The following is a 17,591-nucleotide window of genomic DNA, read 5'->3' as shown; positions in this document are numbered from 1 at the left end:
TATGAAACAGTTTATGCTTGTTGTTGATGACAAGTCTTTAAAAATATTTTAGAAAAGAGGTAAACAATGGTAAAAACAGTCAAAAATATGATGTTCTATATCCTACCTATCATTTTACTTTTGGTTAGTTTTTCAACTATTTTCAGCAATGACATTTGGGGAGATGAGAACTATTCACTACAACTAATTAAGCTTTCATACATAGAAGGAATTAATCGTACATCATGTGATGTACATCCTCCTCTATACTATATTATTTTAAAGTCATTGGTTGATACTTTTAGTGTAATAGTTCCAAATCCAATCTGGACGGCTAAGTTTGTATCTCTAATTCCACACATTATTTTACTAGTTCTAGGATTCACAATTATTAAAAATAAATATGGTTTCATGACAGCTTTTCTTTTTAATATGTTCTCAATAGGCATGCCTCAACTTATGGGTTATTCCACTGAAATACGTATGTATAGCTGGGGGATGCTCTTTGTGACGCTTGGATTTTTGAGTTCACTAGAAATATATAAAGCTGAAAACGAGAAAAAATATTACATTCTCTTAACCCTTTTTAGCGCTTTGGCTTCATATTGTCATTATTTTGCATGTGCTGCATCAATAATTATTTATATTGAGGTATTTATATACTTTTTCATTAAAAGGGATATAAAAGGATTTAAAAGAACCTTTATTTCTGGTCTAGGAGTTGCCATTTTTTATTTACCTTGGATTTTTGTATTTATTAGACAATTATCAATGGTATCTGCTGATTATTGGATAGAACCAATAACTCCATATACGATAATGAAAAATTTTATATTTCTATTTGATTCTACCAACAAAATCGTCAGAACATGCTGTTTTATGTTGTTTGTAATAGCAATTATTGGGATTCTATTAGAAATAAAAGGCAGAAAGAATATTGTATCAATATGCGGATTCGGCGTTTGGTTTGGAACAATCTTCTTGGGCATAAGCCTATCATTGATGATTAGACCGATTTTTGTGTCACGTTATATTATGGTAACTGCAATGTGTTTTTGGTTTGCAGTAGCTTTTTCAATTAATAATCTTAATGTGGATTGGCTAAAAAAGAGCTGCATAGTAGCAACAGTTATGCTTTCTATTTTTATTACAAAAGAATTTTTAGATTTAGAAGAATACTACCAAAACGGCACTAATAAAATATTAGCTTTTTTAGACGAAAATATTGATAGTGCAAGATATGTTATAACAAATTCCAGTCCAGGAAAGGATGCTTTATATTACTTCTACACAGACGCCAAATTTATCGTTGTAGATGAGGAAAATAGCGAGGATGTATTAGCCACAATTAATGAGGCTCCAGACAATACCTATATATTAATGGATAAGGATGGAACTCTTAATACCCTATTACCTGGCATACTAGATGAAGCTGAGCATGTAGGCAACTATAACATTCATTGGGACCCATTAAATACATATATTTTAAATAACTAGCAATACAAATTTCATTTCCCTGCGATACATCACTCCAGCAATTGATGACTTCTTGCTGACCAAACAATAGAATTATCAACAAGAATCTATGACTTCTTGTGGGCTTTTTCCTTAAGTTGCCCACAAGAAGTCATATTTTTTAATTTTCCTCAGGAAATTACAATTACCTGAATCTGAAGTTTTTATGAGGATTGTGATGCCTTTCTGAAGTTTTTTGAAAGTCCAGTGAAGTCTGTTTACTTTGAACTTTTTCCCCGCTATTATTTGGCCATCGAGAAAATGTTTGGTTAGACCAGGAGGGATAAAAATGTCAAAGGACATATTGAACGAACCACAAAAACAAAAGGGCAAATCTTTATTGAAAAAGATAGGCTCTTTTTTTAAGGGGCGCAAGCTACTATGCATAATTTTAATTGTGCTGATAGCAGCCGGGGGCTTTTGTGGAAATAAGTATTTCAATAAATCAGAGGTTAGTCAGGTTGAGGCAAAGACAATAACTACCGATGTACAGGTTATGGATTTGCAGTCATCCGTAAGCGTGACAGGAACACTTGCCGCAGGTCAGTCCCAGTCCGTCACTTCTACAGTTGCATCTGGTACAAAAGTACAAGCTGTCAACTATGCGGGTGGTGACTATGTCGAGGCTGGTACCGTCATTGTTGAATTTGACGCAGATGATTATGCTGAAAAGCTTGCAAAATTAAATGCTAAATACAACATCTCAGATGTTGAAAACGCACATGATTTGCAGGACTATTTGGACCAAATTGAAGATAAAGAAAAAGAGATTGAAGAAGTAAACAAAGAGATAGCTGAGATACAGGAATATCTGGATACATGGGCAACGGTTTACAACAACCTAAAGGATGCCTACGAGCAGTATCAACTTTATGGAAGCAGTGATTCAGCGGTAGCCAATAGATGGACATCTCAGCAAAGTGCAGCAAAACAGCTTGATGATGGGAATGGCGTTACTATTTCTGGATATGAAGCAAAAAAGGATTCTATTGAAGATTTACAGGAGGAAATCGAAAGTATTCAGGAGGAAATCACTGAGCTTCAATACAAATATGAATTGGCACAGCTAAATCAGGACTATGAAAATACTTATACTAAATCAGAGGAATACGATTCAGTAACAGAAAGCCAGTCAGGTACAACTGTTGTGGCTCCATTTTCAGGATATATTACAGCTATCAATGTTTCAGAGGGCAACAACTACACTCAAGGTAATACCGTATTTACGATATCAAATACAGATTCCTTTGTAGTGACTGCATCGGTTGATGAATACGACATTGCATCTATCAAAGAGGGACTTTCTGCTGTCGTGAAATTTGATGCTACTGATGATGAAGAGTTTACAGGAACAGTAACCTATGTGGCTGTTACTTCAGATTCCACAACAACCTCAAGCTCATCAAATTCATCTGGCGCATCTAGTACCTCTAGTTCATCTGGCTCTGCCAGCTATGAGGTAAAGATTACATTAGATGGTACTGACGAAAGACTTCGCGTTGGTATGACAGCAAAGGCTTCTGTTGTGTTGGAGTCTGTGGATGATGCATTTGCTGTTGCTTATGATTGCGTAGAAACTGATAAAGATGGAAGCAGCTATGTAACTGCTGTAGATGATGAGGGCAACGAAACAAAAATTTCAGTCACACTAGGACTTGAAAGTGATTATTATGTTCAGATTATCAGTGATGAGCTTTCTGAAGGCATGAAGGTCAAGGCTACAGCCTCTAGTGGAGATGCTTCTCAGGATAAGCAACAGCAGCAAAATAACAATTCACTGTTCAATTTAGGTGGCGGCAGTGAAGGTGGGCACAGCGGTGGCGGTCCTGGCGGCAACGGTGGTGGTCCTGGCGGCGGAACCCCAGGTGGAATGTAGGAGGTGAGCAGCATGGCAGCAGGAGACGTAATGCTTGAGCTGAAAGATATTCATAAAAGCTTTTTCATAGGTACACCAAATGAATTCGAAGTGCTTCACGGAGTAAATTTTACAGTACGTGAAGGAGAATTTGTTTCCATCGTAGGTCAATCTGGATCGGGCAAGTCAACCTTGATGAATATTATTGGCGCCTTAGACCGCCCTACTACTGGTGAGTACACCCTTGATGGGGTGGACATTGAAAAAGCCAAGGATCATGAGCTATCTATTTTAAGAAATAAAAAAATCGGATTTGTTTTCCAAACCTATAATCTGATTGCCAGAACAAATGCCATCAAAAATGTGGAGCTTCCCATGATGTATGCAGGGGTAGGTCATACCGAAAGAACTGAACGAGCCAAAATGCTATTAGAGCAGGTGGGTATGACAAACAGAATGATGCACAATCCTGACGAACTATCAGGTGGACAAAAGCAACGTGTGGCAATTGCCCGAGCTATGGCCAATGATCCAGCCATTATTCTTGCAGACGAGCCAACAGGTGCTTTGGATTCAGCAACTGGCCGCCTGATTATGGACATTTTCCACGAGCTTCATGAAAAACAGGGAAAGACCATCGTATTAATCACTCATTCACCAGAGCTGTCCCTTGAGACTGAAAGAATCATTACTCTAAGAGATGGTGATATCCGTGGGGAAAGTGCCGGCAAATGGGAACAGATAAAAGCTGATATGTCTGTAAAAACAAATGAGGAGGAGAAGGCATGCTAGTTATCGAAAACATTCTCCTTGCTTTAGCCGGACTAAAGTCCAACATCATGCGTTCACTATTGACGATGCTAGGTATTATCATCGGTATCGCATCGGTCATAGCTATTATGACCGTAGGAAATTCTATAACTGTCATGGTAAACACATCCATGCAGGAAATGGGTGCAAACAATCTGACTGTTGGAGTGTCTGCTAAAAGCACCTCAGAGGAAACCACATCCTCCGGCCTACATTTCGGTCCTGGCAGCCAAAGATCCATGGATACAGATGATTATCTCACAGATGAAATGGTGGATTCATTTTTAGATGAATACGGTGACAATATTAAATACACTCTGCTATCAACCACCGTAGGAAATGGAACTGCCACAGATGGAAGTTTATATGCCAATGTAAATATTATTGGTTACAATCAAGACTACATGGATTACACTGATTTGGAGCTTTTAGCAGGTAGAACCTTTATCGACAAGGATTATGATAATGCACAGAAGGTTGCTATCGTATCTGACTATTTTGTAAACAATATGTTTGATGGCGACACAAATGCCGCCCTTGGTTCTTCAGTAGAAATTAGCATTAATGGCAAATATTATACTTATTATATTGTGGGTGTTTATGAATATGATGACAGTACCTATTCAAGTTCGTCCACAGAGGACACCAGGACAGATATGTATATTCCTTTTGATACCGCACGCAATCAGCTTCATACATTAAATGATGGATATCAGAGTATCACTTTGGTAACCACAATTGATACTGATTCAGAAGCTTTTGCTGATACAGTGGAAGCTTACTTTAACACTGTTTATTACTCTAATAATGAGGACTATGAAGTGTCAGTCACAAGTATGTCTTCAATGATAGAATCCATGACATCGATGATAGGAAATATAGAAATTGCACTTGCTATTATTGCAGGTATTTCACTGGTTGTAGGTAGTATAGGTGTCATGAATATTATGCTTGTATCCATCACTGAGCGTACAAAAGAAATCGGCACTCGAAAAGCTCTTGGCGCCACAAATGCATCTGTAAGATTACAGTTTATCACTGAATCTGTAGTAATCTGTATCATTGGAGGTATCATTGGCATTCTGCTGGGAGTTGGCCTTGGTGCAATCGCCGCCACATATATGGGCTATGAAGCATCTGTTTCTGTAACAGCCATAATTGTTGCCGTTGTATTCTCTATGGCCATTGGTATTTTCTTTGGATATTATCCAGCCAATAAAGCAGCAAAGCTTAATCCAATTGACGCACTAAGATATGAATAGTTATAAAGGCCCAAGTGTCACTGACACCTGAGCCTTTTTTAGAGAATTAAATGAAGATGATAAATGATTAAAATTTATTTACCAGCCTTCTTTTTGTTGTTAAGAATTTCAAATACTACTGCTCCAAGAAGTACTACACCCTTTACAACCTTCTGCCAGTTGGCATCGATACCCATAAGGGACATACCAAGGTTGATAACACCGATAAGTGTAGCACCGACAATCATTCCAAATACTGTACCTGAACCGCCGTAAGCTGATACACCACCAACTACGCAGGCTGAGATTGCATCCATTTCGTAGTTTGTTCCAGCTGTAGAGTTTGCAGCCTGGAAACGAGACATTGTAAGGAATGCAGATACAACAGTAAGAACAGCCATGTTAAGGTAAGCTATGAACATGATTTTCTTGGTGTCGATACCAGAAAGTCTTGTTGCTTCCTTGTTGCCACCGATTGTGTAGAAGTAACGTCCAATATCTGTCTTTGATGTGATAAAGCTGTAAATAAGAACGATTACTGCAACCCAGATAAGTGCATAAGGAAGACCACCTGCAAGTGAGAACTTGTATGCAAAGAGCATGATTACAAAGCAGATAAGAACTGATTTGATAACAACCTTTGCTAAACTGTCTGCCACGTAGCCCTTCTTAAGTTTTGTTGCGCGCTCTCTCACTAGGAGGAACACAACAATGATTGAAGCGATAAGTCCGATTACGATACTTGTCATATTGTACTGAACACCACCGATTCTAGGGCCGCCGAATAAATCGTTCATCTTGCCAGTGAAAAGTCCACAGAAGCTTGGTGGAAGTGGGCTGATATTTGAAGCGCCGTGCATTAAAGCAACGCCCCAGCCTCTAAGAGCAAGGAAGCCAGCAAGGGTAGCAATCCATGGTGGAATGTTGAGATACGCAATTACGTATCCGAGTACGCAACCATAAATCACACCAATGAGAAGCATTACGATAATGCCCACAGGAGTTGAAGCTCCATAATCTACCATAACCTTTGCTCCAAGTACACCAACGAAGCAAACGAATGAACCGCAGGAAAGATCGATGTTACCACCGGTCAACATACACATCAGCATACCAGTTGCTAAAACATATACATATGCATTCTGTGTGATAAGAGCATTGAACTGACTTGGCATAAGCATTGTGCCATGTGTTGTAATGTTAAAGAAGATAACAACTAGGACCAGTACAATGAGCATTGTGTTTTCTTTTAATATTTTAAAAATCTTGTCTTTCACTTTTCGCTCCTCCCTTCCTACTTCTTTTCTCTCTTAGACATTACATCAAAGATAACCGCTGCTAGAAGTACGAGGCCTTTTACAACCTTCTGATAGTTGGCATCTACACCCATGATTAACATACCCTGGTTGATGACACCCATTAAAAGAGCACCAATGATTGCTCCGAATACTGAACCTGTTCCGCCGTATGCAGAAGCGCCGCCGATGAAGCAGGCACCGATTGCGTCCATCTCATAGAACTGTCCGTACGTAGGCTGAGCGCTGGCTGCGCGGGCAACTGTAAGGATACCAGCGAAGGCTGCTAAAAATCCCATATTCGTATATGCGAAGAAGTATACCTTCTTTGTGTTGATACCAGAAAGCTGTGTAGCCTTCTCGTTACCACCAACCGCATATAGATAACGACCAATTGTAGTCTTTGTTGTTACGTAGTTGTATGCAAGAATGATAACAACAATCCAGATAAGTGATGTAGGAATTCCCTTATAACCTGCAAGCTTATATGCAAGATATAAAATAACTGCTGAGATAACTACAAGCTTTGCATAGAAACCACCTGCGCTTGTTGTTTCATAGCCTTTTCTTGCTGCACTGATTCTGTTTTTTACAGACAAAAGAACATATACAGCTACTGCGATAACACCTGCTAACATACAAGTGATGTTAAGTCCAGTTCCGTGGAAGAAATCTGGGATATAACAATCAGCACCACCACCGAAAACATTAAGGAATGTTGTGTTTGAAATAGATACCGCATATCCGTTAAGAACTACGTTAGATAATCCGCGGAAAGCGTACATACCAGCAAGTGTTGCAATGAATGGTGGAACGTTGACATATGCAACCCAGAAGGCCTGCCATGCACCAACTGCAACACCTGCAAGAAGCATTACAATTACTGCCACCCAAACATTTACATTCTTGCTCATGAGCATTGCTCCGATGCCACCTACGAAGCAAACTACTGAACCAACTGAAAGATCGATGTTACCACCGGTCAGGATACAAAGTAACATACCTGTTCCAAGAACGAATACGTATGCGTTCTGTGAAAGAAGGTTGTTTACATTCTGTGATAAAAGAATTGTTCCACCTGTTCCAACGTAGAAAATTCCGATAATGATCACCAGGGCGATTACCATGGTGTACTTCTTTAAAACGTTTCCAATATTATTTGAAACCATGATTCCTCTCCCTTCTAATTCTTTAAGATGCAAGACATGATGCTTTCCTGTGAAGCCTCTGCTCCAGCCATTTCACCAACCATCTTGCCTTCATTCATAACATAAATTCTGTCTGACATACCAAGTACCTCTGGAAGCTCGGAAGAAATCATAATTACCGATTTGCCTGCTGCAACAAGGTCATTGATGATACAGTAGATTTCATATTTTGCACCAACGTCGATACCTCTTGTTGGCTCATCAAGGATAAGAACATCTGGGTTTGCAAACATCCATTTTGCAAGAAGAACTTTCTGCTGATTTCCACCTGAAAGGTTACCTACATTTTGTTCTACTGATGGACATTTTGTCTTAAGCTTTTGTCTGTACTCCTCTGCTACCTGATACTCCTTATCCTGATCAATAACATGCTTTGAGCAAAGCTCTGAAAGATTTGCAAGAGTTGTATTGATTTTGATTGGATTGGTAAGGACAAGTCCGTTGCCCTTTCTATCCTCAGTAACATAGGCAAGCTTATGCTTGATGGCATCTTTTATAGTCTTAAGCTGAACTTCCTCGCCATTTAAAATAAGGGTTCCGGAAATATTTGTTCCATAGGATTTGCCAAAGATTGACATTGCAAGCTCTGTACGTCCTGCACCCATAAGACCTGCGATACCAACTACTTCGCCTTTACGGATATTCATGGAGACTCCATCAACAACCTTTCTCTCGGAGAACTGTGGATGGTAAACTGTCCAATCCTTAACCTCCATAGCGATGTCGCCGATTTTAACACCCTGACGCTTAGGGAAACGGTCTGTCATTTCACGGCCAACCATGCCCTTGATAATTCTGTCTTCTGTGATTTCATCAACATTCTTATCAAGTGTTTCAATTGTAGAACCATCACGGATAACTGTGATTTTATCTGCTACATAAGATACCTCATTAAGCTTATGGGAGATGATAATAGATGTCATCCCCTCTTTTTTGAACTTAAGAAGTAAATCAAGAAGTGCCTTTGAATCTGTCTCGTTAAGAGATGAAGTAGGCTCATCAAGGATAAGTAATTTAGCGTGCTTTGCAAGTGCCTTTGCAATTTCTACAAGCTGCTGCTTACCAACACCGATATCTTTAATAAGTGTACGGCTGCTTTCTGAAAGACCAACCATCTTTAAGTATTTATCAGCCTCTGCGTATGTCTTATCCCAGTCAATGGCTGCCTTTTTGCCTTGCTCATTTCCAAGGAACATGTTCTCACCGATTGACATGTAAGGTATAAGAGCTAACTCCTGATGGATAATAACAATTCCCTTACCCTCTGAGTCCTTAATGTTTTGGAACTGACACACCTCACCTTTATATACGATGTCGCCTGTGTAAGATCCATATGGATAAATTCCACTTAATACATTCATCAAAGTAGATTTGCCGGCACCATTCTCACCAACAAGAGCATGAATTTCGCCTTCCTCTACCTTTAGATTAACGTTATCAAGGGCCTTTACTCCTGGGAACTCTTTAACGATGTTTTTCATCTCAAGTATTGTATTTCCCACTTGTTTTTCCTCCCTTAAAAAAATACTTATAAACTAAAAAAGATTTACTCTCTTCAAATAATTCTCTTTATTTTCTCTTAGAAATAGGGCAGGTTTCCCTGCCCTATCAAATTGCCCTATATTGTACGGGAAGAGCAGCCATTGTAATTGGGCTTCGCCCAAAGTGGGCTGCTCGTGGCAAACGATTTCTTTGAAATCATTTGCATTTACTTTAACTGATCCTCTGTATAGTAACCAGACTCGATGAGGAGCTTCTCATAGTTATCCTTGTCAGCGAATACAGGCTCGCAAAGGTATGAAGGAATGATTCCTGTACCATTGTCGTATGTCTCTGTATCGTTTACATCAACTGTCTCGCCGCTAAGAATCTGACCTACCATCTTAACAACCTGTGAAGCAAGTGTACGTGTATCCTTGAATACTGACATAGACTGCTTTCCAGCGATCATGTTCTTTGTATTCTCGATATCGCAATCCTGACCAGTTACGATTGGATATTTGCCGTTATAGTTTGCTGCAAGTGCGTTCTCAACACCAAGTGCTGTAGAGTCATTTGAGCAGAGGCAGATGTCAAGGTCTGTGCCATCAGCATAGTAAGAAGAAAGGATATTCTCCATACGAGACTGTGCTGTCTCTGTTGCCCATGCTGCTGTAGCTACGTCAGAGAAATCAACCTGACCAGACTTAACTTCGATTGTGCCTTTTTCGATGTATGGCTTAAGAAGGTCCATAGCACCATCATAGAAGAAGCCAGCGTTATTGTCGCCTGGGTCACCGGCTGTAATTTCCATTGTGAATGTATCCTTTGCATTATCTAAATCAAGCTGATCGATAATGTACTGGCCCTGAACCTGACCTACCTTGTAGTTATCAAATGTAGCATAGTAAGAAACTGCATCTGAGTTCATGATAAGACGGTCATAAGCGATAACAGGAATGTCCTGAGCCTTTGCCATATCCATTGCTTCACCAAGTGAAGAACCTTCGATAGCTGCAACTACGAGAACGTTACATCCTGAGTTAATCATGTTCTCAATCTGAGAAACCTGTGTCTGAACGTCGTTTGAAGCATACTGAAGATCAACTGTGTATCCAGCTGCCTCAAGTTCCTTCTGCATGTTGGCACCATCCTGGTTCCATCTCTGAAGGTCCTTTGTAGGCATTGCTACACCAACCTTTGTTCCACCTGCTGCACCGCCTCCTGTGCTATCAGATGATTCTGTTGTAGAAGCTGCATCCCCTGCACCAGTATCTGTTGTTTCTGTGCTTGTTCCACAGCCAACAAACATTGAAGCTGCAAGAGCACCTGTCAAAACTACGCTTAATAATTTCCTTTTCATTCTAGAAAAACCTCCCTTTCATCTAGGTTTGAAATTTGGGAACTCGTTCGCTCCCCGTATCTGTATATAATGTAACAAATATGTGTCTTAACATGGTTGTCACTTTCTGCACATTATTGTCTAAAACTTACTTCCAATAAAAAATGGACTAGCACTTTTTTGTGCTAGTCCAGATATGTTTAGGCAATTTAATGCTATGGATGGATAATGTAGGCTGTGGCTCGCCAGTTACGCTAACAAAGAACGGTGGCACTGCTGGGTATCGCTTTCGCTATACTCACCCATCAGTGCCACCGTTCTTTGTTAGCTACTGGCTATCTTTAGGTTGTCATTATTTGCGCGTTCGTTATACGAATGATTAATTGGCGGGGGAATTTAGGTATACGTCTTCACGGGAGTGGAAGCCACCGTCTATTATTACTTCGTCTAGGTTTTCTTTGGTGACGGCTACGGGTTCTACGGCTACGTAGGGGATTTGGTATGAGCCATCGTTTATGGTGCCGGATACAGTTAGGGTGTTTCCTTTGGCTAGGTCTACGGTGAGGCGGGCTGCTTCTTCGGCTAGCTTGCCTACTGGTTTGTAGACTGTCATCAGCTGTGTGCCGCCTACGATGTGCTGGCAGGCTGGAAGGTCAGCATCCTGTCCTACTACTGGAATTTTCCCGGCCAACTGCCCTACAGCGAGAGCTTTTATTACTGATGATGCCACATCATCGTTTCCGCACATTATAGCGTCCGCTTCCCTTATCTGTTCCATGTGGTCATAGACGTAGGCGCTGCCATATTCTGCTTTCCAGCCTTCACAGTTATAGGTATCTAAAACCTGAATACCGTTTTCGTTCATGACCTTAAGGAAGCCTTCGTTGACCATTGGAACGTTGTTATCTGTAAGGGGGCCGCAAATCATAATAACGTTTTTAGCGCCCTGTGAGACGATTGCATCTCCAAGCATCTGACCTACCATTTCGTTATCAAACGATATATATAAATCCGCATTTACGTTAGAAATTAATCTGTCATAGCACACAACTGGTATGCCTGCCTTTTTCGCTTCAAGCACAACTTCCTTAAGTTCGGCTGAATCAATTGGAATGATAACCAGACAATCCACCTTTTTATCTATAAGATATCTGATTTGTTCTATCTGTTTGTTAATGTCCCCATTGGCATTTTGCACATTTACTGTGGCACCAAGTGATGATGCTGTGGCGGCAAAGACGTCTCTATCCTTCTCCCATCTTTCGATTACAAAGGAATCAAAGCACATTCCTATTTCAAGCTCGTCATCCTTTTCCTGGCCCACCACGGATTCTATACTAGTCCCACTGCTGCAGCCGCACAACAAAAGCATGGATGTGCCCACTGCTACTGCTTTCTTTAAAAATCCCCACATATATTTTATTCTCCCTTTTGGAACTCTGTCGGTGTCTTTCCAGTGTACTTTTTAAAGTTTCTGGAAAAATAGTTTGGATCAGAGTAGCCAACATCTGCTGAAATCTCCTTCATGGACTTGTTTGTAGTCTTCAGAAGATTTTTGGCTGCATCTATACGCAGTCTTGTAAGATAATCGATGAAATTCTCCCCGGTCTCCTCCTTGAAAACCTTCGAGAAATAATATGAACTGATATTTACCACTCTCGATACGTCATCAAGTGTGAGTTCCTTCATATAATGCTCATCGATGTATTGTTTAGCCTTGTTCACAGCACTCATTGACTGCTCTTCCTGTTTGTTTGAGACCCAGAAGGTTGCAGATTTTATCTTTTCCACAAACCAGGCCTTCATTTCAGGCAGATTGGCAAGATTCATAAGCTCTGACAGATAATTTGCACGGCTCTTAAACTCATACATTCGTCCTGTTTTTTCGTAAGCCAGGTGCTCTGCCCATAGGACAAATTCCATACATTTCAGTCGGATACTGTCCATGTCGTTTCCATAGGTGTCCTCCATCCACTCGAAAAAGTTCTGAGAGATAGAAACCGCTTCATTTATATTTCCAAGAGTAATCTCATCAAAAAGACGCTTCTCCAAATCGCTTGGATAGTTGGACTCGTACTGGCAGGCCACTGGCATATCATCGGCATGCGCCACATGGCTGGTGTTTTGAATCAGTACGGAATTGGCTTCCTCGTAGGACTCTCCCATGCGCTCTAGTGGCTTCACAGAACCAAAACCAATTCTAAAATCCATATCAAATCTGTCTGCAAGCTTTCTACACAGGGCTCTGGCATTTTCCACTACTCTGTTTCGTTCGTTGTAGGATAATGTATCATTTTCGCATGGAATCAGGATTGGAATTTTATTGGACATGACATTTCCCATGATTCCCTTTATATAGTCATCTGTAATAGTGTGGATTTCCTTGTAGGATTTCTGAGCCTGAATAGATGCTGCAACCGCACTGGTCATATAGTTTCCTACAAGCTCACGTCCAAACACCATGCAAGCCATGTAGCCATAGTCGCAGTCGATACCAAGAAGGGTCTTGTAGTTGTCTATGTCCTCCTTGAAATATTCCTTGAACAGCAAATCCTGAATCAAGCCATTTTCGATGATAGGAACTACTATCTCAAGCTTTTCACGAACCTTTAAATCATCACTTCGCTTGCTACGTTCTCCGTCTATTTTGGCCATGGCCTTGTTTAGGATACGAAGTATGTCCTCTCGGCTCACAGGTTTGTTCAGATAATCAAGCACCCCAAGAGATATGGCTTCCTTGGCATAATCAAATTTGTCATAGGCTGTCATGACGATGAACACCACATGGTTGTTGGTGCGACGTATTTCCCGCATGGCCTCAATGCCATTGATACCTGGCATCTGAATATCCATAAAAGCTATATCCGGCTGAAATTCCTCAGCAAGCTCTATAACCTGACGGCCTGTTTTGGCTGCACGGATTTCACACTGACTGCCAAACTGTTTTTCAATTATAAATTTGAGGGAGTCAATTACGATGCCCTCGTCATCGGCTAGCATTATTTTGTACATTGTTTAAGCTCCTAGACACGCCCTCATCCGACCCTTCGGGCCACCTTTCCCATGGGGGGAAGGCAAATTTATCTCGGTAAATATAGCAAGGTTTCGGTGCCCTGGTTTTCTCCTTCTGATATGATATCTAAAACATCGTCTCTTTCATAGAAGATGTTCAAACGTTCTATGCAATTAGAAAGCCCCACTCCATTGGAGTCAGATTTTTTCGGGTTGCCCTCATAGCTGCCTTCTAAAATCTTTGTGATGGTCTCCTGGCTCATTCCAATTCCATTGTCTTTTATGCTGACACAGGTATAATCTCCCAACTCATAAACGGAAAGAGATATTTTCTTATTCCAGTCTATGTTTCTGATACCGTAGTTAATACTATTTTCAACAATTGGCTGTAGTATCATGCTTGGGATTTTAACATCTAAAAGACTTTCGTCTACCGTCTTTACGAATTGGATTTCCCCGGCAAAACGGACGTTGATAATGTAAATATAGATATCTACAAGCTCAATCTCCTCTTTTAAGGTCACAACATCCTTGTTTTTCTTGATGTTGTATCTGAAGAAATTTGCCACATTGTGCATGTATTCGCTTGTGCGGTCTGCCCCCTCCATCATGGCCAGCTGGGCACCTGCATTTAATGTGTTAAACAGAAAATGGGGATTAATTTGAGACTGGAGATATTTAAGCTCCGCATCTTTAACGTGATTTGCCATAATAAGCTCATTTTCCTTGAGTCTACGCTCTGTCTCCATGGATTCTGTAAGCTTGGTGATATATGCCTTGATGGAGGCCACCATCTTGTTGAAGGCTCTGGTCACAACACCTATCTCGTCGTTATTTTTTACCTGTGGAAGTGATACTTCAAAATCTCCATTTGAAACTCTATTTGCTGCAGCCGCCAGCTTGATAAGTGGCTCAGTGATAGTCGATGCTATCAAAACTACAAAAGATAGATTTGCCATGCCTATTAAAATCAGAGTCAATATATTTAGCTCTTCTATAGTTTGAAGAGTCCCCATCATGGCACTGTATGACTTGGAATTGTTTACAAACTGCTGATTGTTTAGGCTGGTAATATTTGTATCTATATAATTGTATAGTCTGGTGGCTGTATCATAATAATTTTTATATTTTTCAACATTACCACCACGCTTGCTTTCCACAGCCTGACTGGTAAGGGTTATATAGTTTGAGGACATAATTCGGATGTTTCTCTCTAACACCCTGCCCTCGTTATCGTCCTTATTTGCGTCAAATTTATCTAATAAATTTGCAAAATCCTGTTCTGCAATATAATACTGTTCCAAGGCATCGCTTGTTTTGGTGCCCAGATATCCGCTTGTGGAAATTTGAAGGTTGTCTAAAGCCTCCGATAAATCATTTAAAGAATTGTTGCTGGCATAAACTGCATCCAGGCTATTTAGCATTCGGTTTGTTCCTAAGTAAAGAGTCATATTTACCATGAAAAGCAAAATGGTAGGTAAACAGAATACCAAAATCATCTTTTTTCTAAGAGGCATTGACTTAAATACATTTTTAGTCATCTTCTGCCTCCTTTAGATATTCATCTATATTTTTTGCATCAATCATCTGTGGTTCGACATTGATGTAATCAGAAACATAGCCTGAATCTCTATACTCTATAAATGCTTTTGCTGCAGTCTGCCCCATGCTGTCTGCATCCATGGTAACTGTGCTTTTGATAACCCCCTGCTTGATTCCAGTGTAAATAACTGGTGATTCGTAGTTTCCAAACAAAAGAACCGAGCCTACCTTATTGTAGTCGATCATAGCCTGATAAAAACTCTCTGTAGATACGGCATCAAGACAGATAACAATAGGCTTTAATTCGTTTTTCTTGAATATATTTTGGATGTATTCCTCTGTGGCAAAGGCTTCTCCACTTTCGATGGTTCTGATTTCAAAATCAAGAGGTGCATTTACAATATCCTTGTCAGCCAAGGCCTCCTGAATATTGTTCAGAAAATTATTGATAGCCGTTTCACCTATGGTGTTGTCCCCAATAATCATGGCATGCTTTTGCTTTACGATATTTTCCTCCAGGGAGGCTGCATACAGATTTGCGATAGTATAGTTATTAACTCCAACAAAGCTGACTCTAAGCTCTGATGGCACATCATTTTCAAGGGTAATAACAGGAATATTTTTAGAAGCGGCTTTACTTAAAAGATTGGCTATTTCAGGGCTGTCATCCCCCTCTAGCAATATGCCGTCGCAGTCACATTCAATGGCCATTTCAAGCAGCTCTGACTTTTTGTATTTCATATCCACATTATCGGAAAGCAGGTCCACATACACACCATTTTCCTTGCCGTATTCATAGGCCGATTTGTACACACGCTGCCAAAAGTCGGAGCTATCATCGGAAGAAATCATAACCACATAGGAATCGTATTGATTGTACTTGGCTTCCTCAAGTAGAACATGAGCATCTTCCATTCGTTTATGATAAAAATAAAAGCTGATACAGGTGGTTAAAAACATAAAAGCAACAGCACACCCTGCTGCAATAACAAGTGCGCTGCTGCTCTTTAATTTAAATTTATTCCCCAATTTTTTCATTTAATTAAACCGCCCTTTTTTCTCGGTTCAATTATATTAAAACTAGGTGGCAAAATCAACGTGTTGCACGCCTCCTGCTCTGCCATCACTTTCGTGCAAAAATATGCCACTTTCACGAGTGTAAGCAGAAGACTGATTGCCATTTCTATGAGTGAAATCTGTATCGAGTCGTCCCAGGAAAATTGCCCCTACATCTGACTCCTTTAGACCATATAGTTCCTTCTCACCTAATTCAGTAATGGTCATAATACGAAGCTTTGAAAATATAGGGTCATTTTCATCTATCCAGCCATTTCCATCCTCATCATAAGCTGCAAGTTCTGCAAAACCATTGCCTGATTTTGCCCCGAACAGCTCCAAGCCATCGTTTATGATGCCATCCCCATTTTTATCTAAGGCTAAGAAACCTGAACCACCGCCTAAATTGTGAAGCTCATCATCCTCGCCATCTCCATCTAAATCAAAATAAAAAGTCTGGTCGGTAATAGTGGTAGGACAATCATCCAGATTTATCACCAGTGGATCAATACAGCGCCTGACAGCAGTCTGAATGACGGAATCATACTGCTGTGTGAATGTTTTTGACATCTCGAAGTTATAGTTAAAGCTTAACTTCCTGCCATCTGCTGTTACTGCTGTACCCTGAGATGCAAAAGCCAGGTTCTGCTCCTCATGGTAGGAATAACTGGTCTTAGTTATTTGAACGAAATTTGGATGAGTATTGTCGATATAGTCCATTCCTTCTAAATAACTGCCATTATCACCCTCGCAAAAGTTTTCTTTTAACATACGACCAAATTCAGTGTCCTCCTCAAAGATCCTGCCCAAAAGCAGCATCTTTATCAAATACTCCATGGTATGAAGCCTTACCTTTCTGTTAGCTGGAGCATTTAGAAGTGGATTCTCCGGCGCAACCTCCTGCACAGTTCCATTAGATTCCAGAGCGTAATTAAGAGAAGAAAGAAACCCCTCTTCGCCAATAGTGGCTTTTGACGCTCCTTTCTCGCCTTCTGTTTCGTCAGTCTTTTCAGTTTTACCGGCATCCCCGATTACCTTGATGCCCTCCAGATGAATTGTTGGTGTGAACTCTGACTGGACAGTCATCTTCGCTGCTCTAGTGACACTAGATTTTGAGGTCATAGAAACCTCAGAGTTTTGAATTACCATTCGCTTTCCTCCTTAAAAAACAAACACTACTACTGGAAGAAAGTCCCTTTTCTTCTTCATAGAAATTATTATTCACATATATTAATTAGAAATACCTTTGTTTTCCAC

13 protein-coding genes are annotated in these 17,591 nt (G+C 40.3%); 4 read left to right on the top strand and 9 right to left on the bottom strand.

Annotation, left to right across the window (positions count from 1 at the left end; translation table 11 throughout):
* Positions 1-66: 66 nt before the first annotated feature.
* The 4 genes from BLV53_RS06420 (at position 67) to BLV53_RS06400 (ending at position 5,421) form a co-directional block, all read left to right on the top strand.
* Positions 67-1,476, top strand: coding sequence for a glycosyltransferase family 39 protein (locus BLV53_RS06420; RefSeq protein WP_090298791.1), 1,410 nt, complete (start codon positions 67-69; stop codon positions 1,474-1,476).
* Between the two features lie 307 nt (positions 1,477-1,783).
* Positions 1,784-3,370, top strand: coding sequence for an efflux RND transporter periplasmic adaptor subunit (locus tag BLV53_RS06410; RefSeq protein ID WP_090298784.1), 1,587 nt, complete (start codon positions 1,784-1,786; stop codon positions 3,368-3,370).
* Between the two features lie 12 nt (positions 3,371-3,382).
* Positions 3,383-4,141, top strand: a complete 759-nt coding sequence (locus tag BLV53_RS06405) for an ABC transporter ATP-binding protein (RefSeq protein ID WP_090298781.1) — start codon at positions 3,383-3,385, stop codon at positions 4,139-4,141.
* Complete coding sequence (locus BLV53_RS06400; RefSeq protein ID WP_090298778.1) at positions 4,135-5,421, top strand: ABC transporter permease; 1,287 nt, start codon at positions 4,135-4,137, stop codon at positions 5,419-5,421. Before BLV53_RS06405 ends, BLV53_RS06400 begins: the two co-directional genes overlap by 7 nt.
* A gap of 74 nt (positions 5,422-5,495) precedes the next feature.
* Here BLV53_RS06400 and BLV53_RS06395 read toward each other — a convergent pair whose 3' ends face one another.
* The 9 genes from BLV53_RS06395 to BLV53_RS06355 all read right to left on the bottom strand — a co-directional run bounded on the left by BLV53_RS06395 (position 5,496) and on the right by BLV53_RS06355 (position 17,483).
* The gene (locus tag BLV53_RS06395; RefSeq protein WP_278335379.1) at positions 5,496-6,677 is read right to left on the bottom strand and encodes an ABC transporter permease subunit; all 1,182 of its coding nucleotides are present in this window, start codon (positions 6,675-6,677) and stop codon (positions 5,496-5,498) included.
* 17 nt (positions 6,678-6,694) lie between these two features.
* Complete coding sequence (gene mmsB / locus BLV53_RS06390) at positions 6,695-7,864, bottom strand: multiple monosaccharide ABC transporter permease (protein ID WP_090298775.1); 1,170 nt, start codon at positions 7,862-7,864, stop codon at positions 6,695-6,697.
* A gap of 14 nt (positions 7,865-7,878) precedes the next feature.
* On the bottom strand, positions 7,879-9,384 hold the full coding sequence (mmsA, locus tag BLV53_RS06385) for a multiple monosaccharide ABC transporter ATP-binding protein (protein WP_442960179.1): 1,506 nt from the start codon (positions 9,382-9,384) through the stop codon (positions 7,879-7,881).
* 227 nt (positions 9,385-9,611) lie between these two features.
* Positions 9,612-10,745 (bottom strand): multiple monosaccharide ABC transporter substrate-binding protein, encoded by a 1,134-nt coding sequence (gene chvE / locus BLV53_RS06380; RefSeq protein ID WP_090298766.1) that lies wholly within the window; start codon positions 10,743-10,745, stop codon positions 9,612-9,614.
* A 358-nt stretch (positions 10,746-11,103) separates the two neighbouring features.
* Positions 11,104-12,138 (bottom strand): sugar ABC transporter substrate-binding protein, encoded by a 1,035-nt coding sequence (locus BLV53_RS06375; RefSeq protein WP_090298764.1) that lies wholly within the window; start codon positions 12,136-12,138, stop codon positions 11,104-11,106.
* Positions 12,139-12,143: 5 nt separating this feature from the next.
* On the bottom strand, positions 12,144-13,736 hold the full coding sequence (locus BLV53_RS06370) for a response regulator (RefSeq protein ID WP_090298759.1): 1,593 nt from the start codon (positions 13,734-13,736) through the stop codon (positions 12,144-12,146).
* Between the two features lie 68 nt (positions 13,737-13,804).
* A complete protein-coding gene (locus tag BLV53_RS06365; protein ID WP_242879039.1) occupies positions 13,805-15,277 on the bottom strand; it encodes a histidine kinase in 1,473 nt (490 codons plus the stop codon).
* The gene (locus BLV53_RS06360; RefSeq protein WP_090298756.1) at positions 15,270-16,316 is read right to left on the bottom strand and encodes a sugar ABC transporter substrate-binding protein; all 1,047 of its coding nucleotides are present in this window, start codon (positions 16,314-16,316) and stop codon (positions 15,270-15,272) included. The genes BLV53_RS06365 and BLV53_RS06360 overlap by 8 nt, the downstream gene beginning before the upstream one ends.
* Positions 16,317-16,358: 42 nt before the next feature.
* Positions 16,359-17,483, bottom strand: coding sequence for a hypothetical protein (locus tag BLV53_RS06355; RefSeq protein WP_090298754.1), 1,125 nt, complete (start codon positions 17,481-17,483; stop codon positions 16,359-16,361).
* Positions 17,484-17,591: the final 108 nt, after the last annotated feature.

Source organism: Pseudobutyrivibrio sp. ACV-2, assembly GCF_900107545.1.
In the GTDB taxonomy this organism is placed as follows: domain Bacteria; phylum Bacillota; class Clostridia; order Lachnospirales; family Lachnospiraceae; genus Pseudobutyrivibrio.
Note: the sequence above shows the minus strand (reverse complement) of the source record. Positions and strands in the feature narration are given on the sequence as shown.

Coding starts and splice junctions, on each gene's coding strand:
- BLV53_RS06375 (WP_090298764.1), bottom strand. CDS start 12,138: ATGTGGGGATTTTTAAAGAAAGCAGTAGCAGTGGGCACATCCATGCTT.
- BLV53_RS06400 (WP_090298778.1), top strand. CDS start 4,135: ATGCTAGTTATCGAAAACATTCTCCTTGCTTTAGCCGGACTAAAGTCC.
- BLV53_RS06355 (WP_090298754.1), bottom strand. CDS start 17,483: ATGGTAATTCAAAACTCTGAGGTTTCTATGACCTCAAAATCTAGTGTC.
- BLV53_RS06405 (WP_090298781.1), top strand. CDS start 3,383: ATGGCAGCAGGAGACGTAATGCTTGAGCTGAAAGATATTCATAAAAGC.
- BLV53_RS06410 (WP_090298784.1), top strand. CDS start 1,784: ATGTCAAAGGACATATTGAACGAACCACAAAAACAAAAGGGCAAATCT.
- chvE (WP_090298766.1), bottom strand. CDS start 10,745: ATGAAAAGGAAATTATTAAGCGTAGTTTTGACAGGTGCTCTTGCAGCT.
- BLV53_RS06420 (WP_090298791.1), top strand. CDS start 67: ATGGTAAAAACAGTCAAAAATATGATGTTCTATATCCTACCTATCATT.
- mmsB (WP_090298775.1), bottom strand. CDS start 7,864: ATGGTTTCAAATAATATTGGAAACGTTTTAAAGAAGTACACCATGGTA.
- mmsA (WP_442960179.1), bottom strand. CDS start 9,384: ATGAAAAACATCGTTAAAGAGTTCCCAGGAGTAAAGGCCCTTGATAAC.
- BLV53_RS06360 (WP_090298756.1), bottom strand. CDS start 16,316: ATGAAAAAATTGGGGAATAAATTTAAATTAAAGAGCAGCAGCGCACTT.
- BLV53_RS06365 (WP_242879039.1), bottom strand. CDS start 15,277: ATGACTAAAAATGTATTTAAGTCAATGCCTCTTAGAAAAAAGATGATT.
- BLV53_RS06370 (WP_090298759.1), bottom strand. CDS start 13,736: ATGTACAAAATAATGCTAGCCGATGACGAGGGCATCGTAATTGACTCC.